Source organism: Okeania sp. SIO2F5, from assembly GCF_010692685.1.
GTDB lineage: Bacteria > Cyanobacteriota > Cyanobacteriia > Cyanobacteriales > Microcoleaceae > Okeania > Okeania hirsuta.
This window is the reverse complement of sequence record NZ_JAAHGU010000049.1, coordinates 20,866-44,133: the sequence shown is the minus strand read 5'-3', so window position 1 is coordinate 44,133 and position 23,268 is coordinate 20,866. Positions and strand designations below refer to the sequence as shown.

At 38.8% G+C, this 23,268-nt stretch carries 10 protein-coding genes; 2 read left to right on the top strand and 8 right to left on the bottom strand.

The annotated features are described in order from the left end of the window. The first annotated feature begins 1,093 nt into the window (after positions 1-1,093). Entirely contained in the window at positions 1,094-2,050 is a 957-nt protein-coding gene (locus tag F6K27_RS16905; RefSeq protein WP_287279836.1) for an Npun_R2479 family HD domain-containing metalloprotein, read from the top strand. Between the two features lie 2,253 nt (positions 2,051-4,303). Next, positions 4,304-6,391, top strand: coding sequence for an NAD-dependent DNA ligase LigA (ligA, locus tag F6K27_RS16900; RefSeq protein WP_287279835.1), 2,088 nt, complete (start codon positions 4,304-4,306; stop codon positions 6,389-6,391). A 653-nt stretch (positions 6,392-7,044) separates the two neighbouring features. Here the strand turns inward: ligA and F6K27_RS16895 are convergent. From F6K27_RS16895 to F6K27_RS16860, 8 genes are all read right to left on the bottom strand, one after another. Beyond that, complete coding sequence (locus F6K27_RS16895) at positions 7,045-7,746, bottom strand: response regulator transcription factor (protein ID WP_287277434.1); 702 nt, start codon at positions 7,744-7,746, stop codon at positions 7,045-7,047. Positions 7,747-9,383: 1,637 nt separating this feature from the next. Beyond that, a complete protein-coding gene (locus tag F6K27_RS16890) occupies positions 9,384-11,054 on the bottom strand; it encodes a DUF3352 domain-containing protein (protein WP_287277436.1) in 1,671 nt (556 codons plus the stop codon). A gap of 500 nt (positions 11,055-11,554) precedes the next feature. Further along, positions 11,555-13,657, bottom strand: coding sequence for an ATP-binding protein (locus tag F6K27_RS16885; protein WP_287277437.1), 2,103 nt, complete (start codon positions 13,655-13,657; stop codon positions 11,555-11,557). Positions 13,658-13,698: 41 nt separating this feature from the next. After that, positions 13,699-14,436, bottom strand: coding sequence for a YbjN domain-containing protein (locus F6K27_RS16880; protein ID WP_287277439.1), 738 nt, complete (start codon positions 14,434-14,436; stop codon positions 13,699-13,701). A 64-nt stretch (positions 14,437-14,500) separates the two neighbouring features. After that, on the bottom strand, positions 14,501-15,151 hold the full coding sequence (locus tag F6K27_RS16875; RefSeq protein ID WP_287277441.1) for a hypothetical protein: 651 nt from the start codon (positions 15,149-15,151) through the stop codon (positions 14,501-14,503). Between the two features lie 8 nt (positions 15,152-15,159). After that, complete coding sequence (locus tag F6K27_RS16870) at positions 15,160-19,764, bottom strand: DUF4157 domain-containing protein (protein ID WP_287277443.1); 4,605 nt, start codon at positions 19,762-19,764, stop codon at positions 15,160-15,162. 134 nt (positions 19,765-19,898) lie between these two features. Continuing rightward, positions 19,899-20,138, bottom strand: a complete 240-nt coding sequence (locus F6K27_RS16865) for a hypothetical protein (protein WP_287277445.1) — start codon at positions 20,136-20,138, stop codon at positions 19,899-19,901. Between the two features lie 194 nt (positions 20,139-20,332). Next, on the bottom strand, positions 20,333-23,268 hold a 2,936-nt coding region (locus F6K27_RS16860; protein WP_287300895.1), incomplete at its 5' end, for a hypothetical protein.

Here is a 23,268-nt window from a genome sequence, read left to right as displayed (position 1 = left end):
TAGTCATAATTGCCGGATAAATTTTCTTTAACTCCTCTATGATCTTTTCGGGGTGGTATCCATGATCAAGTAAGATAGTAATCTGAGGAATATTGACTGGTTTGGATTTCAAATAGTCGATGTTGTTAGGGAAACGGAGTTTAGATCGCAAATCTAGAGAGAGTCTTAAAGATTAACACTATATATAGTGTCCTTGCGTAAGTACTGTCAAAGTTTAAACTAATTTTTGGCAATATTATTCCATAATCTGCAACCCTAAAAGAATTGCTTGGTTATTTTTGTCAGATCCTAATAAACCTGGTCATAATTAAAGTTATTTTTTAAAGAGGATATTGGGATACTTTCAGATTGGCGAGATTTACTAGTCAGGAGTCGTGATTTTTAATTCCTATGGATCTAAGACCTTCAGCAAATAAGTCATCATATTTGCTGGTCTTAAGTTTGATTGCCCACTAATTTATTCTTACTCCTGTCTTGTGTCTTCTGATTCATTCTAGTTTATACCAAATCCGATTATTAAAGATGATCAGATTTAACCCTCTCCTCATCTTCCCTATACCCTATCTCCCCATTTATATAAAAGGATACTCTATAAACTGAATTTAGTATTATATAGCAGTCTGAGGTGTTGTTAATAGACATCTGGTAAAAATCAAAAATAAAATTAATTCTTATCCATAAATTATCAATTATTCCCCTCCTGGGAGGGGTTCGGGGTGGGTTCCCTGTTGCTTTCCGGAGCTGTTGCCTGTTGCCACTTTTCTGGAGATGTCTAATAGTTACTCCCTTATTGAATCAATTAAGTTTGCCTATTTTATAAGATAAAAGGACTCTTCTAAAGGTCTATTCCTATTTCTGATGAATTTCAATGTCCTTATTTGAGAAATTATTTTGGCGAAGCCATAGATTTCTGCTAATTTTAAACTAAGTCGATAATAATAATCAAAGCTAAAAAAATTATTTTTTGGTATTCAGACTTGCAAGTAATGAGAAAAGCTAGTGAATCATGAATTTATGAATTGACAAATTAATAGCTAATGACATAGATCAAGCTATTAGAATAATACTTAATACTGGAGTGCAAATAAATATAATGTTAAATGCAACAGAAATATTAATAAATGCTTTCGTAAAAGAGTTACAAGCAGGTTACCATCGTACTTATGGTGGTTTTAAGCCAAACTATCCAGAAATTATTGCCTGGGCAGGAAATATGGCTCTGGAAAATATTGCTAATTGTGATGCTTTATATCACAACGTTGAACATACAATGTTAGTTACTCTTGTCGGGCAAGAAATTTTGCGGGGTAAGCACATTCGTGAAGGTGGGGTGTCTCCCGAAGATTGGTTACATTATATTATTTCATTATTGTGCCACGATATTGGTTATGTTAAAGGAGTTTGCCGAAAGGACCAAGAATTATTAAGTTTATATGCTACAGGAATCAATGATGGAATGGTTTCTTTGGCAGATGGTGCTACTTCAGCTAGTCTTACTCCTTATCATGTGGATCGAGGTAAATTAGTAATAGATGAACGTTTTGGTGGTCATCGACTAATTGATGCAGATCAAATTAAACGTAATATTGAACTAACTCGTTTTCCTATTCCTAAGGCAGAAACTCATCAAGATAGAAATAATTTTTCTGGATTATCAAGAGCAGCAGATTTAATCGGTCAATTAAGCGACCCTAATTATTTGCTGAAAATTGGTGCTTTATTCTATGAATTTGAAGAAGTTGGCACTAATAAGGTTTTGGGTTATGAATCTCCAGCGGATCTAAGACGTAGCTATGCAAAATTTTATTGGGATGGGGTTTATCCTTATATTCCGGCAGCTATTAATTATTTAGAATTGACTCAAAGTGGCAAACAAATTATTGCTAATCTCTACGCAAATGTGTTTCAGGTAGAACATGAACCAAAGGAAAAAACTAATGGTACAAAATTACTAGATGCCAAGAATAAAAGTTACACGAATGGAGATATTCCCAAAACAACACCAGTGAATAAAAAGAAATTTAGTGAAATTTTAGGCTTGAATTTATAACTAGAAAAAATATGATTTTCACAAAAAAAACTATCAATCAATATAATTAATTTATGTAATTCAAATTAGATGTGATTTTAGTTAGTTTGCATGATGGTAAGTCACTGGTATAGAATCCAATCTAAGATTTAATAAATAACCACAATACATGATTTAGTTATAGCCTTTGAAAAGACATTTAAATTAAGCTTTAGGTCAAAGATTAGATTGGTTAAATAGAACCAGATGTTAATTGAGTTATTAGTTAACAGTTAACAGTACCTGCTGCAATAGGGAAGCTAGAAGATGCATAATTTTCTTTTTTATCCCCTCTTAAAATGCTTTTATCCCCTCTTAAAATCCTATCCCTTATACGAAACTCCTGAAAACTTTGTGGGGAGTGTGGGGAGAGTGGGGAGTAATATCATGTTCGGATAATCAGTTATAAATAAAATTTAAGGACTGAGAGTACTGACGGTACCAAAGAAATACTGAAATTATCAATACTATTCTCCAATATTTCCTCTTTTTCTCCTTTTTTTCCTCCTGAATCCTGACTCTTGACTCCTGAGGACTCACAACATTTATTTATAAGTATTCAACCGAATATGATATAAGAATCTTGTCTACAGTTCTCAAAAAAATGTATTTTTCAATATACTTTTCTCTGGAAAAAGACTCTAAAAGACTTACACATAACTTGTCTATTTTATCAAGTTTTATGTTAACTAAAGATGTGGGTAATGGATAGCTTAAAAGGGGAGGGTTGAGAACTTTTTTTTCGCTCAAATTGACCTTTGCTCATTCATTTAATGTTCTATATATAGGTTAAATTTACAGTAAACTAGACAGTCATTTCCAATCAGTAGAATTAAAACAGACTAAGAAACTATTTATTAAATACAAATAATTTTATTTTAAAGTACAATAAAATCATCTCATAAGATTAGATAAGTATTGGCGATGTTAGTTAATTTCTCATACCATTTATTTGTAATAATGCACTTAATAATTGTTGCTGATACTTTATCAAACTGATTTTATCATATTTTTTTAAGTACAACTTCATGGAGAAATGGTATAACAAAAAAAGTAAATTTTTTGGTAGACCAACATTTAAAAAGTCAGATAAATGAAAATCACTAATTTTTACTAGAGTTAATCATCTCAAGACTGCAATTACAGCGCTTTTCTATTTAACTAGACTACAAAATTATTTTGGTTTAGGGAGTAGGGAGCACGGAGCAGGATAATACTTTGCTAACTGTGGCCTATCTATTTAAAAAATGCTATAAGTTTGACAGTAAATAAATAATTATTAGTAGATTTGGGAATTTTCTAGTAATAGTTTATAGACCTATTTAAGATCGTTTTACTATCAAGAATACAGCTATAACTAAACAAACTGAGAACCTATAATATATCTCATTTACAGCGGTTTTAATTTCGGTAGACCACAGTAGGGAGTAGAGTCGGGACGTTCATGAAACCTCCCTATAGGGCGCATGATTGTGACGATGTGGTTGATTAATATGAAAAGCGCTGTATAGTAAAAATACTGGATAATTAGGGCTTGCTGATTAAATATAAAAGCATTGACATATAAAGACAAGTGCCTTTTTGGGAACGAAAAAAGTGCGCCTGTTTCAGTCTAAAACGCTCAAAAAGTTAGTATTTTAGGCGCATAGTTGGGCAGAAAAATCATTCTTACAATTCTTACTCCTACTTCCTCGCTCCCGATCCATTTCTCCTGTCTCCTGTCTCCTGTCTCCTGTCTCCTACCCCTACTAAAATACTTTTGAGCGCAAACCCTAATTATGCTTTTTAGCTTGTATCTGATAGCTATTTTAAAGCAGCAAAACTGAAGAGCTAAAACACTTTAAATTTATTGATGAGATTTATTTAAAGATGTAAAAAAGCACTTTTACTTTATGTCTAAAGAGGAATTATATCGTCAAAGTTAGATAAATTTTTAACTCAATATAGGTTCTTCTACTTATTTGATTTTCAGGAGTAAAACCATTTCTTGTGGATTAATACTATACATCAATTTTTGTATCAACTAATTGTAGGGGGAGAACTTCCGCAACACTTCTACGCACTCGTTTATTCCTCTTGGTATATAGCAGTCAAAGGAAAGGGCGCAAACATATCAAAAGCTTAAAACTCAGACAACGTAAGATGTTTCTTTTTTCCTTCTGCTATAACAAAAAAAATCAAATAAATATCGGTATTGAGAATACGATCAAAATATTGGGTCTAAGGAGAAAAAACATGGCAAAGTTAACACCAGAATTAGAGCAGCATGCTCAACAATTGAGGCAGAAACTTCAAGAAGCTGGCTATGCTTACTATGTGCTTGATAACCCTATTATGGAAGATACTGTTTACGACCGCCTAATTCGAGAATTACAAGAATTAGAAACCCAATATCCTCAATTAATTGTTCCAGATAGTCCTACCCAAAGAGTGGGAGAAAAACCAGCAACTAAATTTATATCAATTGAACATAATATTCCTCTTTATAGTCTGGAAAATGCTTTTAATATTGAGGAATTAAAAAATTGGCAAGAACGTTGGCAACGTCAAATAGAAATCGATCCCCATCCTGATACGGTAGATTATGTTTGTGAACTAAAAATTGACGGTTCTGCTTTAGCTCTAACTTATGAAAATGGTTTGTTAGTCAGAGGATCTACTCGTGGAGATGGAATTACAGGAGAAGATATTACTCAAAATGTCAAAACAATTAAAAGTATTCCCTTAAAACTAAAAATAGATAATCCACCCTCAATAATAGAAGTTCGAGGTGAAGCTTTTTTATCAATTAATGTATTTGAAAGTATCAACGCAGAAAGAGAAAAAATAGGAGAACCACTATTTGCTAATCCCCGTAATTCAGCAGCAGGTACTTTGCGACAATTAGATTCAAAAATAGTTGCTCGACGCCGACTAGATTTTTTCGCTTATACACTTTATATAAAATCTGAAATTAACTCAAAATTATCTCAACTTTCTACTCAATGGCAATATTTAGAATTACTACAAAAATTAGGTTTTAAAGTTAATCCTCATCGTCAAATTTGCTCATCTTTAGATGACATTCAAAAATACTATCAATATTGGGATACTGAACGAAAAAATTTGCCTTATTTAACCGATGGAGTTGTAGTTAAACTTAATTCTTTGCCAATACAAGAAAAATTAGGATTTACTCAAAAATTTCCTCGGTGGGCGATCGCTCTTAAATATCCTGCCGAAGAAGTCCCGACTATTGTCAAAGCAGTCACAATTCAAGTAGGCCGAACTGGGGCACTTACCCCCGTGGCAGAATTAAAACCTGTCCAGTTAGCAGGTACAACCGTACAAAGGGCGTCCTTACATAATAGCGATCGCCTGGCGGAACTAAATCTACATATTGGAGATACTGCAATAGTCCGCAAAGCAGGAGAAATTATTCCAGAAGTAGTACGAGTTTTGCCAGAACTACGTCCCACAAATGCCCAACTATTTCAAATGCCTACTCACTGTCCAGAATGCGGTCAACCTGCGGTCAAACCTACTAATGAGGCAGTAATGAGATGTATCAACTCTTCATGTCCCGCTATTGTTCGGGGTTCTTTGGTACATTGGGCATCTAGAGGTGCTCTGGATATTCATGGTTTGGGGGAAAAATTAGTACAGCAGATGGTCAATAGTGGTTTAGTTGAGTCGGTGGCCGATCTATATGATTTAACTGTCGAAAGTTTGACTTCCCTCGAACGAATGGGACAAAAGTCGGCAAGTAAATTGGTGGATGCGATCGCTAGTTCCAAAAGCAAATCTTGGCCACGGGTGCTTTATGGTTTGGGTATTCGTCATGTGGGTAGCGTAAATGCAGAGTTATTAACTCAGAAGTTTTCCAATGTAGGACAGTTGGCACAGGCAAAGGCGACAGATATCGAAGCAGTCTATGGAATTGGTCCAGAAATTGCTCAATCAGTTGAACAGTGGTTTCAGGTGTCAGCTAATCAGAAGTTGGTGGAACGTCTGAATAATGCTGGAGTGACTATGGAGGTAAGAACAGATACAGGCAATGTGACAAAAGAGCAAAGTGCATTTTTAGCAGGCAAAACTTTTGTGTTAACGGGAACTTTACCAACCTTGAAGCGGGATGAGGCGAAGAGTTTGATTGAAACTGCTGGTGGTAAGGTGACGAGTACTGTGAGTTCTAAGACTAATTTTGTTGTGGTAGGAAAAGATGCAGGTTCTAAGTTACAAAAGGCCGAAAAGTTGGGGATCGACCAGTTGAGTGAAGCACAGTTATTGGGAATTTTGGAGAGTTTCGACTTAGTTAACAATTTGCGCAATTTATCGACATAATACGATAGTTCTCACAGGCAAGTAGTAACGAGGGTGAAATTTGTATCTTCTGCACTAATCCCTGCTTCAGCATTTCTGGGGTGTCTATATAGTATAGACGTAGACCTATCCTGAAATCCCGCTTCCTACGCTAAAACGGCGTAGTAAGGGTTTGAGGACTTTTTTAGTTATGTTAATTGACAAAGACTTAAATGTAAGTATAGAGTGTAGAGATGCGGTTGGCTTGACCGTTAATGCCTGTGGATAAGTAACCGCCGACGGCCTCAGCAGAAGCAGGAAGTAAACATCAATTTGTCGCATCGATGTGACGCTTTGTATCAGTTTTATGAAGCAGCGGTAGGTTGTAAGTTAGGTAAGCGAAAAATCATTATAGATTTTATATTCCCTCACAGGAGTGCGCATTCCCTCTCTTGGTCGGCATTCCCATGGCGAGGAGACCTCGCCGGGTTCCGACTGCTTGCGTCTATCGCACCCAGCGGGGTCGCACCGCTGTTCCCTGTTTCCTTTGACAAAAATTGGATGTATGGTTGAGATGCAAAACAGCTTTTTATAATTAAAGTCCTTTTTAATGAAAATCATTAAGAATTATGATATAGAATATTACCAAGGAAGCAGAATAGAAAGAATTTAGTTACTCCTGTATAAAATCATCTTTATACTGGTGCTTCAAACTTATAGCCAACTTTAATAATAGTTTTTATATACTCAAAATCACAACCACAACTTTTTATTTTCTTGCGAATCTGACTAATATGCACATCACAAACTTTTGCGCTGCCAAACCAATGACTATCTTCACCCTTAAATACTTTATCGCACAATTCAGAGCGACTCCAAACATATCCTGGTTGATTAGCCATACAAAATAATAAATTAAATTGTAGATTAGTTAGAGAAACAATTTTATCCTGAAATCTTACTTCTTTTTCAACATTATTTATTACTAAATCCCCAAATACAAGCCGTTCTAATTTTCTCGGAGAAAGTAACCTTTGACGTTTCAATATTGCTTTAAGACGAGCATTCAGTTCTACTAAACTAAATGGTTTTGTGAGATAATCATCAGCACCTAACTGAAAAGCTCGGACTTTAGCTACTTCATCACATAGACTGCTCAACATCAGTACCAACACATCATTGTAACTCTGCATTTCCTGACAAAGCTGAAAACCAGTAGTATCTGGTAGATTTATATCTAAAACAACTAAGTCTGGTTGAAATTCTTTAAATAAAATTAAAGCTGTTTTACCATCTTCTGCGGACTCTACTTGATATTCTTGGTTAGTTAAAAAACGATGAACTAAAATTCTGATTGCCTGGTCATCATCAACTACAAGAATTTTATGAGATGCCATATTAACAACGCTCCTAATTTTTCCACAGGTACATTACCAGTTTAACTCCTACGACAATTATCGCAAACTAACCTAATAGACATCTCCTATCATAAAAAATCAAATCAATTATCACACTAGATATATCAATTCTTTCCCTCTACTGCCTACTGCCTACTGCCTCTTTTCTGGAGATGTCTAATAAGTCTAAAAAATGTAATTTTTCAGATTTATAATATGGCACATCATTTATATTATGTTAGAACTTTGTTGGATGAAAGTCGCGATCGCAGCAACCCCCTCCTTGGGGTAAATAACAGCTTGACATAATCTATGATTATCTAGTACCTGGACTTTTGAAAAAAAATGAAGTAAAATAGTCTCAAGTTATTATATAATCTTGTTTTTACCTCAAAAGGCTAGCTGATCAAAGAAACAACCTTGTCTGCCTGACCACCATGGTTGGAAAAGTGGTGTCAAAAATTCGAGGATTTATGGAAAATTCAGGGTCAAAAAAAAGGGTTTCGTTATTACTTAGCAGTACTACTTGGAGAAAGTAAACGGAAAAATATAGCTCCAATGACCAACAATCTCCTTGGTGCTTCATATCATAACATATTGTCAGAAACATTGATAATCATGCTACTAGGATTAAAAACTGAACTGTGCCCAATTGAAGAAGGAGACAGGAGACAGCTATACTGGAGACAGGAGGAAAATTACATGGGGATTCGCTCCCCCAAGTAATGCGTGAACACCCCCGTTGACGGTGGGGTATTAAACCCACAAAGAAAATGATAATCGGCAAAAAACCTAACTAGCTAAACACGCGCTGTGTAGTTTGCTGGCGCAAAGCTTTCCTATCGGAATGCTACCGCAAACGCTAACGTCACGCTTGGAATTGGGGATTATGGTTGACTAGAAACATCCTTAATCACAATTCCAATAATCCTGAGAGTAAGCTGAAATTTCCTACTGCTATCGATTTGCATAAACTATTAGTAGCAATGGTTAAACCTAACAACTGTACCTAGAATTAAGTATCTAAAACAGCACCTCAATATGCTTTAAGGTATTTATCATCAGCTTGGAAACGTTGCTTTAACAAAGTGTCGGGAGTGCCTATATTTAAGAAAAAAGGTAGGGATGATGGTTTTCCTACCGAATGCTACGCAAACACTCTAGATGTGTCAATATCGGTAGGTTTTAATCATATAAAACTGCCCCGAATTTGGATGGATTAAAACTTATGAAGTTTTACCAGATAATATCATATCATGTCCGGATAATTAGTTATAAAAAAACTTTCTCCTTCTTCTCCTGTTGTTCTTCTTTATTACCTCTTTCCTCCTGACTCCTGACTCCTGAATCCTGACTCCTCCGTAGTTATTTATTTATCACTGTTTAACCGGACATGATATAAAATCACTAGCGACACTCTCAACTGGTGAGGTATTTCCTGGTGCTAAATCTTATAGAAAGTTAGAAGCTAAACTCTCTCGGTTGCAATATTTAAACCGACATAAAACTAAGTTCTCTAGCAATGGGAAAAAGGCTAAACTATAGCTGGAATCTGCTGTATGTTGGGTTTCATTCTTCAACCCAACCTACGCCTGTAGCAAGATTCTATGTCACAGATTACTTTTGACTCTTGACTTCTAAAACTCCTGTTTTTTCAATTTGACAAAAATATCATAATTAGTTGTACGATTATTACTTACAATAGACGTCACTCCAATAGATTCCATACCATCTATCCAAACTTTTTGATTTGGAGGTAGTTGCGGAATAGAAAGATTTTGAGGATTGAAACTTTTACTAATATCAAGGAAAAAATTACCGTTAAAAGATTCTGACTCTGGTGGTAAACTTTTTTGTAATACCGCACTTTCAGCCATAGAAGTTGTTGGCGCGGGTAAAATTTGATTCTCTACAGAACCTCCTAATGTAAAAAATGCCACATTCCCATTCAACCAACCACGAATTACGGTAAAACCACCAAATGGTGAAGTCCACTTAACAACAGCTTCTCCACTGGCAACAGCTTCACCTACCTCAAATTCTTGGTTTTTCATGGCCTCATCCAACTTTTTCAGTGACTCCTCCGCAGCACGGCGATCGCTTGTTTTGACCATAAAGACAAACCCCGCAGCAAATTTATTTAACTCATCCTTACTTTTAGGGATAGGCAGCAAAGACAAAGAATATTCTCCTGCCATCCAGTTGAGAAAATCTTCTTCTAAATTCATACCAGTTGTATTCTTAACAGCTTGACGCAATGTTTCTGGGTTAATCGGAGCTACTGGGTTAGCTGCTGCATTTTTGACATAATCAGACCACATTTTCTGTAAATTACTGCCAGATATCATCATCAAAGCATTTCCCGGAATTCGATTTAACATTTCCATAGCTTTGTTTTCTACGGTAAACTTTTTCTGACTATTAGGTTTTAGCCAAGAAATAGCTTTTAAATTTATACCTTCAGGAACTAAATTGATGCTAGCTGCCACTCCTTGGTTATCCTCAAGTTGTTTGAGATTTTCCTCAGAAACAGGAGTAATAGATTTACTAGAACTATAAGCAGCAGCAACAGGAATATTCACATATACCAAACCAAAGGGTGAAGGAGTTTCCAGTTTCTTGATCGCTTCTGTATAACCAGGAACTTTTGCCAGAGACTCGTCTCCTTTATAAATATCGATCGCCTGATTTATTGAAGTCTGGGAGTCAGTAATTACTAAATACTGATTCCCCAATGCTGCAGCAGAAATATCTTGCTTGGGCACTCCTTCCGTTTCTGTGATTTCAATACCTCTATAAGTACGTTGAACTAATTGACCTTTTTGAAGAGAGCGTGGTCGGTCTAAAACTTGTTTGGCCTTAACTGGATCGGCGATCGGCAAGACCACCACAGTTGCTTGTTGAGCTGGAGGTGGAGGAGGAGAGTCGGGAGAAGTAGAGTTCGCGGGTTCTAGAGTTTGCTTGCGCAATAAAGCAATCATTATTTCCTCTCCTACCCAAGGTTGAATATCTCGTTGATAGTTATAACCATAAGTCGTGAGAAAGCGATCGCGCAGTTGCCCCAATAGATTTTTAAAAGCAGTTTGAGATTCTGGAGTGCCAAACTGTTGCAGTCTTTCCCATTGACTGGGGTTACTAGAGACAGAAATAGTCATCATTGCATCTTTGGGCACAACTTCAGCACCTACTGGCAAATTATCTGCTGTTTCTTTGGAAGCTACTATAATGTAGCCAGCGACACTACCAATAATCATTAATACGGTTGCCCCTAGTAAGGTTAAGGGTAAGGTTTTATCTTGTTTTTTCATTTTTAATTAAAATAGGAAGTAAGGAATAGGAGTTGGCTAGAGGTAATAATATTTGTATCAAAATATTTATTCAAATGGTATTATAGATATATACAAAAATAATTTGCTATAAATTCAAAATTATATCAAGACTTATCCATAAACGCTATTGGTAGGGTGTGCTAGCGGAATCTTAACTGAGCAAAACCCTATATCTATTGTCAGCGCGTAAGTTCCGATATAGGCCCAGTAGGGTGTGTTTTGCTGTCGCATAACTCCGTTAACGCTCCACGACATGTTTGCGGAGTATGACCATAGGAAAAAGCGGTAGTGTAACGCACAAAACCCTATATCTATTGTCAGTGCGTAAGTCCCGATATAATTATTCAAGATAGGGAGTAGAGGAGATGGGAGCAAATTTCAACCTTTTTCCCTATTCTCTAACTGAACCTCCTGACTTCTGACTTTTGAATTATGACTTTTGACTTCTATGATAGTTGTTTATTGTAATTTAACGCTTATCACCCTGTGAGGACATTATCCCATACCTTACCCATTTTCTGATACTCACGCCTAATTCCTTGTAAAAGATGTTCCATCATTACTGCACTATCAGCTTCAGCAGCGAGGAAAGCAGCAGCTAAGGCAACATTTTTAATATTCCCACCACTCAATTTAAACTGCCGTGCCAAAAAATCAAAATCTATATCTGGTGACAAGGGGATTTCCTCAGTCCAAATCCCCTCCCAAATCTGCCGACGACTTGCTTCATCTGGTGAGGGAAAGTGAACCGTAAACGCTAACCTACGCACGAATGCTTCATCTAAATTTTGACGCAGATTTGTTGTTAGAATTGATATACCTTCATATTCCTCCATCTTCTGCAAGAGATAACCAATTTCAATATTGGCGTAGCGGTCATGGGAATCTCGAACTTCAGAACGTTTGCCAAACAAAGCATCTGCTTCGTCAAACAGCAGGATGGCATTAGCTGTTTCCGCAGCTAGAAAAATGCGGTTCAGATTTTTCTCTGTCTCGCCAATGTATTTACTGACAACCTGGGATAAATCAATCTTGTATAACTCAAGCTGTAGTTCGTTGGCGATCACTTCCGCAGCCATTGTTTTGCCTGTACCCGGCGGACCAGAAAATAGTACATTTAAACCTTTACCAATGGATAGCTTGCGGTGAAAACCCCACTTATCATAAACGATATGACGATATTTCGCTTGATTGCAAATTTCTTTGAGTTGAGCAACTGCATCGGTTGGTAAAATAATGTCTTGCCAATTATACTTAGAGCTAACTTTGCGCGCTAACTCAGTTAAATTATTACCAGATTGCTCGCGAGCTGCTACTAATAGGTCATTTAGAGTAGGCTTAATTGTACTGTTTAATGGCAACTCCTCAAATTCTGAAGCAGCACGCCACAACGCTTGATTACAGGCATTTTTAACTGCACCAGCTATTTGTTCTGAACTCAAACGAAAACGATTAGCAAGGGTATCCAGTTGGCGATCGCTAAGTACAATTCCTTGAGATTCTAAATTTACTTGCCAGTAGATACGCCGTTGAGAAAAATCAGGGTTAGGAAAAGGTAAAGTAATCACACCTTTAGTCTCGAAGGTTACTACCCACGACTCTACTCCTGATAAAATTACCACATCTTTTACTTCAGCTAGTCTATCAAGTAAGTTTTTATATGACAGATGCTGCTCTTTGGTCTGTAGTGCATCTAAATTTTCCAGATAGAGGATAGCGTTGTGAAAACAAGCTTCACGAAACAATAATTTGAGCAGTTGGTCAAAGTTTTCCTTAATTGCTAAAGCTTGAGCTAAGTCGGCAATCAATAACTGCCTGTTAAGTTGAGCTGCCAGAGCGATCGCTCCACGACGTTTCTCAGCAGGGTGCGAACCAGAGAAATAGATAAGTAAAGGTTGATGTGTATTTTGAGTTTGGATGATTAGTTTAGGAAGTATCCGCTTAATTTCATCCCGAATGGGGAATTTTTCCTCAACAGCAGGATGAGTTAATAATTGACACCATAATTCTAAACGCGGTTCAAGTCCTTTTTGGTTTAAGAGAAAATGGATAACCTGGTCATCCAGTTTCAAATAATAGGATAATATTGGTGGCTTAACCTGATGGGGATCGGGAATTAAGTGAAGTAAGCCGTGTTTGATTAAGGGTGCATCAGGAGCAAAATGGACTCGTTGCAACAGTTTTGCTTCAGGAGAGGCACATAGTAAATTTAGGGCTAAATCAACACTAGGTCGCTTGCGAGTCACATCATCTTGAAGATAAGCGTACAGGCGATCGTAACGCAAATCAATTTCTGGAGCTAGGGCAATGAGGATCAAGTCCAAATCAAAGTCAGACAAATCGAAAGTTTTTTTTAACCAGTTTAATGGTATAATGTTAATTTGAGCAGATTCAGTATCTACTGCAAATAAAGGTATTCCTGGTTGACGATCTAGGAGTCGATTGACCTCATCGGGATCGATACGCAGACCTCGATAAGGATCGTTAGCAGCTTCTGAACCGTAGAAAACTTGTGCTTTTATTACTGCTTGCTCTAGTAATTTATCTAGTCTTTGTAATGCTGAGAGCAGGTCATTGAACATTTGTTTTTAATATGTGTGTTAATGAATCGTAAGTCCTGACTTTAGCTACCTTCGATCTGGGTAATTGCTTCGAGGGGTGATAGCTTTTCAGAGAGGATAGCCTGAATTCCTGGTAAATATTCGTCCATCATCATCACGTTGGCGTAAACCATCTGTTTGATTAATGCAAAATTAAGGCTGTCACCTTCTACATCTATGCTAGTTTTGTAGCGAATTTCGCCATCATCGAAGTCTAGTTCAAAATTACCAAGAATTGTACCGTAGTTAGCACGGGTAATAAATTCGGCGATCCCTTGGCGTTTCTCTTCGGGAACTGCTTCGGGATAAAGGGAATAAAAGATAAACTGATTTTCTTCTTCTTTGACTTTAGCAAGGCAAGACCACTCCCCATTTTCACCTTTAAAGTTCATGTACAGAATAGATTCATCCTCTTCTTCTAGGAAAGGCCATTCTTCTGCTTTGAAGAAGTCGGTTACAGTTTGATAAATATGGTTAATGACACCGTCTGATTTAAGTTCTTCACGAGCAATTTTTGCCCATTCTTGGAAGGTGGTTTCAATGGCATCAATGAATTCGCCTGTGGCATCTTTGGTAATGGAATCGAATTCTGTTTCTGCTAGTTTTTCTAGGGATTTGGTGATTTCTTCTAGAGTTTCAGGGGAAGTATCTAAGCTGAGTTCGTCAAATTCAGGTAGGTTTTCTTTTGCCCAGGTTTCGAGGTGGTTGCGGAGGGTTTGTTGGAGTTCTTTTTCGGAAGATTTAGATGAAATTTTTGTCATTTTTTAAATTAAAAAAACAAATCAATAAAGTTTTTATTAGGTTCTGAAAAATACTTCACTTAAATTAAGTATTTAGACCTGTATCCCAATTTCTAGTTCGCAAGCTTTGTAGTGTGAACTTGGCAAACTCTTGCACTTCTTTTTCAGGGTCGCTATCACTCAGATTTTTTAATGGTTCTTCAAATTCCTTCCAACCTACATAACTAGTTGCAAGTATTGCAGCGTTGCGAACTTTAGGTTCTGAGTGAGCAAAAACAGCCTTAAATAGTTCAAATATTTCTTGATCATAATCATGATTTGCTGTTACCCCAAGATGATATATTGCTTGAATATACTCTTCTGTTGAAGCAGCTTTATGTATCATTTCAAAAATCTCTCCTCTTTGAAAAAGATCTAAATATGAACTAATTGCATTGATTACTTCTACTTGCTTTGATCCATGAATGAATAAGTATCGAATGTCAATCAAAGGATCTTCAATATAGTGAATGCTTGTAGATTCATCTTCAGTTAACCATATTTGCTCATAAACTTCTTCCTCAGTTTTTGGCAAGATAAAGTCATGTAAGTACCAACTCTTATTCCATGCCAATGACTCTACTGTTGGAACATTACTTTTAATAATTAATCTCAAGAAATTCATATAAAAAAAATTAAAGTTATTGTTAAAAAAATCTTTGGTACGTGCTAAAGTCCATTCACTATACTTTTCCATATATTAATTTAAATTGAAATATCGAAAAATCTATTCATACTCTTTCGTAATTCTTGTTCAAATTCTTCTTTAACAAATTTTTCAAAAGTAGCTTTATCTTCAAAGTTTAAATCCTGCTCCTTCATTTTCATAGAAATCCAACGCTCGATAAACTCGATTTGTCTTCTTGCTTGCTCTTTAGCTTTCTTAGGAGGATTTCTCTTAATGTTGTTTTCTTCTATCTCCCTTTCCGTACTTTGTGAATCTTGAGCCACTCTCTCCATTGCTTTGACGGCTCCTTTTTGAGATGGTGGGAATAAACCACCAGCCCCATGCTTATTGTCGTAGTTATCTCCTTGTGCATTAAATGCTTCTTCAAAGCTCATTTCTCCTTTACCAATCATTTCCACAAGCATTGGAGAAAATGCTGTTGCTCCATCACCTCGTGAGCCTTCAACATGAAAGATAAGTCGGTTTAATTCAGCAAAATGCTGTGTAGGCTCTATTGTAAAATGTTCTTTAGAATTTTCATCTACAAGGGATGTTGGAATCTTTTTACCTCTAGCCATATTCCAGATAGAAATAGCAATTAATCCTTCTCTCTTTTGTTTATTTTGATTTTTCCAATGTGAATGTTGAGCTAAATATTTGTGTATTTCATCCAAATTATTTTTGATGGCAGGATATGTAGAACCTTGGTGTGAGAGCTTGACAAAGTTTGTTCCGAGAGTAATTGCTTTACGGATATGGCGTTCACTAGTTACATGATTGCCTACTTGGACATATTCTGGTTTATGCTGCTTACGCTTCGACACATATTCTCTTAAATCTAAGATTGCACCCAGATTCCCTGCTCCAGATTCGGTCAATAAAGGTTGAGCTTTGTTCTTGCCAAAACCTTGCTTCCTTTGCTGTGCTAAAGCTTTGGCAGACTCTTGAGCTTCAAAACTATTTAGCATGTCCTCTCCAACCTTATGCACTATCCTAATAATTTCGCGCTGTGTTGGAGTAAAAGTTTTCAGAACATTGGCTTTAGGATTTACCTGCGCGACGACTTTAAAATGGTTAGCTCCTTCTTTCTCTAAAGAGAGCTTTTTCAAGCGATATTTAACCCGCCATATCGCCAACTTTGCTCGTAGTTGAATGGTAGGGACACCCTTCTTCAACATTCTAGTAATCTTAGGCTGAAGTTCTCTTACAGCTCGATCAAGCTTCTCCTGATTTGCATTATTTTTGTCCTTGTCTTTCTTTTCCTTATTATCCTTCCTATTCCTACCTTTCTTGCCCTTACCCCCCTTCCTCAAACTCTTAGCCAAACCCTTCAACTTACTGCCCACCTTCTGGGCTGCCTTGGCAATCTTAACAATGATGAAATTGGTAATAAACTCCAGCAAGACAATGCCTGCCGAAGCTAACACTGCCCCAAATTGTGGCCCTGCATTCCCAGTCTTCACCTCCTTCAAGAAAGTCATAAACCGTCCAAAGGCTTGAATAATTTGACTAACGGTACCCCAAGCAGCTTGTAACCCCTGGATAACTACTAATACTGCCCCTGCTGCGGGTACAATCATGGAAACCAGGCGTTCGAGCAACACACCCATAATAATCATGGGTAGTGACTCCTTAACCGCAGTCCAAGCCATCTTGCCAATTTCTGCTATGGGGATACCGCCCTCAGTCAAAACCTTCCACACAGCAGTACCTAGACCTAGAACCGCCTCTAACTTTTGATTAAACCAAACTTGAACCTGTTCCTGAAAGGCAGCCCAAAGATGATTTTTGATACCATCGGAGATAGCAGCACCCAAGTTACTAATCCATTCACCAGGATTAGCAGCAATATCTTTTGCTAGGACAGCAAATGCTCCCAATGCCTTGGCCACACCTTCGCCAAACTTAATTGCCCCCAGGACAACGCCCTCGTAAAGGCTGACTACCCCTAGCATTCCCTGCTCCAAGATACCAAGGGCAGCATCCAGCCCTTTACCAAGCAAATCTAGTCCTTTCTGAATACCATCATTCAAGTCTTGCGCCAGCTTATTAACTGCCGATTCTGCCTGCTGGACTCGTTTTTGAATAGAATTTCGCCATTTCTGTTGCAAACTTGGCCACTTTGCCAGAAGTTTGTCCCCAATGGCAATCAGGGCATTGCCCACACGCCGAATCGTTGCTACAATCGCCTGACGAACTTTCTCAATTGCCTTAGCTGCTAGCTTCTTCGCTGTTTCAATTGCTCTGCGCATGGCAGCACGGGCAGCCTCAAAAGCTTTTTTAATTGCGTTCTTGATGCGGTTAAAGAATGCCTTAGCTTTACTCGCTAACCAGCCAAAGACACCACTGGATTCTTCCTCACCTTTTTTGCGCTCAGCAGCAGCTTGCTCTTCTCCTTTTTTGCGTTCTTTTTCGGCGTTTTGCTCACCTTTTTCAATTTCTTTTTGGGCTTGGGTCTCACCTTCTAGTTTCTTGGTGTCGATTTCCTTGATTCCCTCATCTACCAGGTTGTTGGCTTGGGTGTCAGATTCCTGAATCAAAGATTCCTGTTCCTTACTCCATTCTCCCCGCAGTTGCTGCACTTCAGCCTGGGCTTTACTTTTTTCTTGGGTTTGAAGCTGAGCATTCTTGAGCTTAAGCTGTTCCATATCCTGATGGGATTTGGCTTTTTCCTCGGCAACCTTAGCAGTATGTTCTTGCTTACGAGCAGCCAAATCCCCTTGTGCTTTCGCTGCTGCTGCTTGAATTTCCCCACCTTTCTCTTGCTGCGCCAAAACTGAAATAGCCTCAAGCATTTCCTCATTGCCACCTTCAGCAGTAACAGCTTTCGCAGCACCACCTGGATTAGCTCCCCCACCACTAGCAATTTGAGCCTTGAGGGTTTGCTGTGGTAGGGTATGCTCAATAGCGTTTTCACCCATGGGCTGTGCCAGTGCTTGCTGCCCTTGGGCTTGGGTTTCGGCAATGCTTTTTTCTAGTGCAGCTTTCTGTTCCTCAGCCCTTTGAGGATCTGCATTACCTACCAATTCTAATTGGGGAGGGGTACTGGCAGGAATTTCCCTGGCACCGGGATCTTGAACTGGCATTTGACTAATAGAAGCCTGCATCTTCTCCACATCAGATTCAGAAAGTTCCCCTTGTTCATTCCCTTGCACCGCAGGTGAAGGGGTTTGTACTTGAGGTGAGATTGTTTCAGCAGGAAGGGGCTGAGGTTCAGTTACTGGCTTGTTTTCCCCTTCGGGCTTTTTCTCTACAGCCTTTGGTTTATCATCTGGGGCAAAGTTTGACACCTCAGAGGCGGGTGATTTTGCTCCCATGGGTGTTTCCCAAGTGGGTGGGTTGGTAGCTAGTGCTTCTCTGTGTTTACCAACAGTGGTGCTAACTGCAGCAGATACGCCCCCTAAAGCAGATTGCAGTTTGACGGGAGGTAAGTTAGCAATTGCTGCCAATGCTGCTGAGGGATCTGTTTGGGAGACATCTGGGGCTTGGAGTTGGGGTTTTTCAACCTTTTGGGTTTTCTGATTTTGCTCTCCTGTAATGTCTTCCTCTTGGGCTGGAGTCTTGGCTTTTTCTGGCTTTTTTGCAGTTACTGATTGATTTGACCTTTTATTACCGCTAGATATGTTAATTTTATTGGGCTTTAACTGCTGCTTTGGTTCTATCGGTGGCTGTTTTTGCTCTTTATTTTGAAGTTGATTCTCTGGTTTAAGCTTTTCAGAGTTGTCCGTTTCTCTCTGGGAAAAAGGCTGAGAGGGTTTTACCGGTTCCTTTGAACTCTCATTTGCCTTGAGTTGTAGCTTGTTTCGCTTCCTCTTAACTCCCCCCGTCTGCTGAATGGTATGGGTTAACTCATGGGCTAACAACTTCTTCCCACTACTCGACTCCGGATTAAACTTCCCAGAATTAAAGTAAACATCATTCCCGTGAGTAAACGCTTGTGCTCCCAACTCCTTATTCATCTGTACGGCACTAGAGTCAGTATGTACCCGCACGCCACTAAAATCAGCTCCAAACCTTGGTTCCATAAAAGCACGGGTAGACTTAGGCAAAGGTTGACCAGTACCCCGCCGAGACTGAATTTTGCTTTCTAAATGGGGGGATACTGCTGGAGTTTGACCAGGAACTGCTTTAGCTTGAACTTTCTCGTCCTCCTCCTCAGACTGTCGTTGAAGCATTTGAACTTTCTCGTCCTCGTCCTCAGACTGTCTTTGGAGCATTTGAACTTTCTCGTCCTCCTCAGCCTGTCGTTGAAGCATTTGAACTTTCTCGTCCTCGTCCTCAGCCTGTCTTTGGAGCATTTGAACTTTCTCGTCTTCCTCCTCAGACTGTCGTTGAACTAAGGGAGTAATGGGCTTCGTTTGAACCTCCTCCTCTTCCGTTTGACGCTGCACTTGTGGTGCTGGGGTACGCATTACAGTAGCAGCAACTTGGTCAGCTTCTTGTTCATAAATGTCCCCAGGAGGACCAACCGTCATTTTAGTCTGAATCAGACGATTAACTGCCTGATTGCCCAGTTGTTGTTGGAGTTGCAGAATAGGGTGAACTGGGCTATTAATCGACAACGGCGGTTGAGTAACCGTTGAAACTCTTCCCTGATGGCTTGCTTCAGTTGTTTTACTTTTGGTTGTTAGTTGATTACCCATAAGGTTAACCTTCTCCTTTTTATCAATTAGTTATATCATGTCCGGATAATTAGTGATCAAAAAAATTGCTCCTCCTTTTCCCCTCCACGGTCGGGGGAGGGGCGAGGGGTGGGTTTACTCCCTCGTTATTTAAACTATTCAACCCGAGATGATATTAGGGTACTTGTGGCATTTTCCTCAAGATTTTGAGCGTTGTTTTCCTCTGGTGTTTGAGATTCAGCTAGCAATTCTTCCAATATTTGAATTGCACCACTTATTCGCAATAAAGTTTCTCTGATATTTGTCTGTTTGGCCTCCAAATCAGACAGCGTTTTTTTTCCAGATTCAAATTCAGCTTTTAGACTAGCAATGCGTTTTTCTATTTTATCTTTCATATAGCAATCAGGAATGATTTATGAGACAACTTGAGGCTATAACTGAGTTAGGCAGGCAATCGGAACTCACAACTGTCCGGATAATTAGTGATCAAAAAACTTGCTCCTCCTGTTCCCCTCCACGGTCGGGGGAGGGGCGAGGGGTGGGTTTACTCCCTCGTTATTTAAACTATTCAACCGGACATGATATTAAGCTACTGTATGACATCTCTTATAGTATCGCCAACTATGACATCTCTTATAGTATCGCCAACTATGACATCTCTGATAATACCATCGCCACGAGTCGATGAACCTGCTCTAAAAGTAATTCCATCTAAAGAAATCCAAGTGCTACTTCCACTTATTCTTTGTACTGTTCCATTAGACAAGATATCAACCCTAGCCATAGCATTGGGTGATGTTGCAACACTATGAAGTTCTTGAGCAGCGGGTCTATATCCTACTGGCAATGTAAAAATTGTGTTAGCTGTGCCATTTTTGACTAAACCCTTCAGGTGAACTATACCCAGGCTATCTTTAAAGTAGCCAGCACTATTGTACCCACGGCCATAATTAACCCAACCATTTTGGAGTGTTGGAGTTTTCCAGCTTTCTTGCTGTAAGGTAGTTTCACCTCCGGTAACAACTAATTTAGCACTTGGGTTCTTTGTACCGATACCAACATTGCCAGTCCCTCTAATAACAAGTGCAGTTTGTTCGACTCCATCGTTACCTGTATTAACAAAACCAATACCTCCATCAGGGTTACCGGAATTACCATCAGTTTTTTCAATCACTAAACCATCTAGATTAGTCCCAAAGAAATTGCCATCGTACCTGAGTCGGAAACCATCACCTATCGGTCTACCAGATTCGTCAGCATTATAAATTAAAGTTTGCGATCCGTTGGGTAATTTTAAAGCACCTGCCACCTCTAATTTGCTAGTTCTAATGGTGACATTACCATTGCGATAGAATAATATGCCTTTGTTCCAATCCCAATTACCGTCAGGTTGATCACAAGTGAAGTGGAAAAAGTCACCATTTTTATGAACTCTTGGATGAAAAATAAACTTCTGGTTATTAACATCTTTGCCAAAAATTAAGTCTCCATTTACATCTACCCTCAAATTTTCATTCACCTCTAACTTAGTGGCTTTAACAGTTCCATTTATCTCTAATTTTTGACTAGGATTAGTTGTACCAATGCCGACATTGCCGTTGAGGAATGTAAAATTAGCTTGGTTTTCTACCCTAAATCTAAACTCTTTGTGTTGACCAAAATCTCCAGCCTGAATATACCCGTAGCGAACCGTATCACCCCCTGATTTATTGTGATACCAGTTCACGTAAGGAGGCTCTGGATTCTTACTCGCAAAGGTTGCCATATTGCTATACTGAGCACCACTTTGGGCAAGTGATAGATATTTTGCCTGAATAGTTCCTGTGGCATTTATCTCAATGTTAGCAAGGGAACCACCCACAGTTAGATTATTCTCTACGGTTAGGGAACCTGTGACCCGATCGGTCACACTTAATTGAGCAGTAGCGATCGCATTACTAACACTGAGACTCCCATCCACAGTCAAGGACTCAGTGGTATGCAAAGCATCATCTATCCTAAGCGCCCCTGAGGAGTGTCCCGATCGCAGCAGTCCGGTAATTTTCACTTCATCGTTATCAGCATCACCCAAGGAAACATTCCCCTCAATATGTTCTGTATCACGGGCAATCACATCTCCCTGTACTTCCAGGTTTCCAGCAATGGTTAGGGAACCATCGATGGTTGAGTCTCCTACCCCCTCAAATTTAGTGGCCTTAACAGTTCCAGCCACCTCTAATTTTTGACTAGGATTATTTGTCCCAATGCCGACATTGCCATCATTGTAGTGAATAGTGTTATTCTCCCCATCAGACCACTTTGTACTACCGCCAGCACGAATCCCAGTTAAACCAGAACCATCTCCTACAAACCTAGTCGCCTTAACAATTCCATCCACCTCTAATTTTTGACTAGGATCTGTTGTCCCAATACCAACATTACCAGAAGTAGGATGAACTGTTAACCCATCCCGCGAAAGCAGATCAGAAACACTAGGAAGCCAGCTATCATTATCTAAATTGGCTAGGTATGGTAAGGCTAGATATACTTCAAAAGATCCGTCATCCCCGTCACCCACTATACCCATAGAAAAACTCTGACCACCCAACCTCGTTACCTCAGATGTGGGAATTACGCCATCTACTCGATACCAACCATCTGGAGCATTATCACTTTGTTCTTTAGTAAGAAAGAGTCCCCCACGATTACCATACCACCCAGCAACTTGGCCAAATCCCACTTGTTTACCGGAAGAAATCTTGAGCCAAGCTTTGAAATGTACGTACTTTTTGGTTACAAAATTACCTTTGCACTCAAAGGGAAAAAGTACCACGGTATGTTGTGCTGAATTATCCCCAGTAATTTTCAAAATCTTACCGTCACGAAAACTAGCCCAACCATCAGCTAAACCACCTCTTTTTATTCGCGCACCTTTGTTAAACCTGCCAAACCAATAGGGATTTTCTTCGGTTGCATCATCTACACTATCGGCAGCATTGGCTGGTTTTTCTCCTACATAAGGTCCTTCAAACCCTTTCGTGAAAGGGTGTGCTGCTTCTAAAGTAACATTCCCAAGGGTGGTGTACCCAGCAGGCTTGTTGCCATCAAGTATATTCATGTAGGAATTTCTGATTAGATTAGGCGGCATTGATGACCCCCTAATCATGCCAGTAGTAGTCAGGGACTTTGCCTTAACAGTGCCATCTACTTCTAGTTTTTCACTAGGATTTTCTGTACCAATCCCGACATTGCCATCATTGTAGTAAATACTCTTATCATCACCATCAGACCACTTTCCAGTGCTAGATGACTGAGTACCAGCAAGTTTCCGTACAGAATTATCCACCGTACTAACGTTACCATTGTTGTCTAGGTTCACCCGTGCCAAGAGAATCACATTACCATCGGTAGGAGCACTGCCAGTTCTTACCTCTAAGTGATCGTCATCACAGTTTTCCCTTTTTTTACCACGGTAAATGATAAATTTGGGACGTTCAGTAATGCGAGTGTATTTAGTTTTGTCACCTATTCGGTAAGGCTTATCCT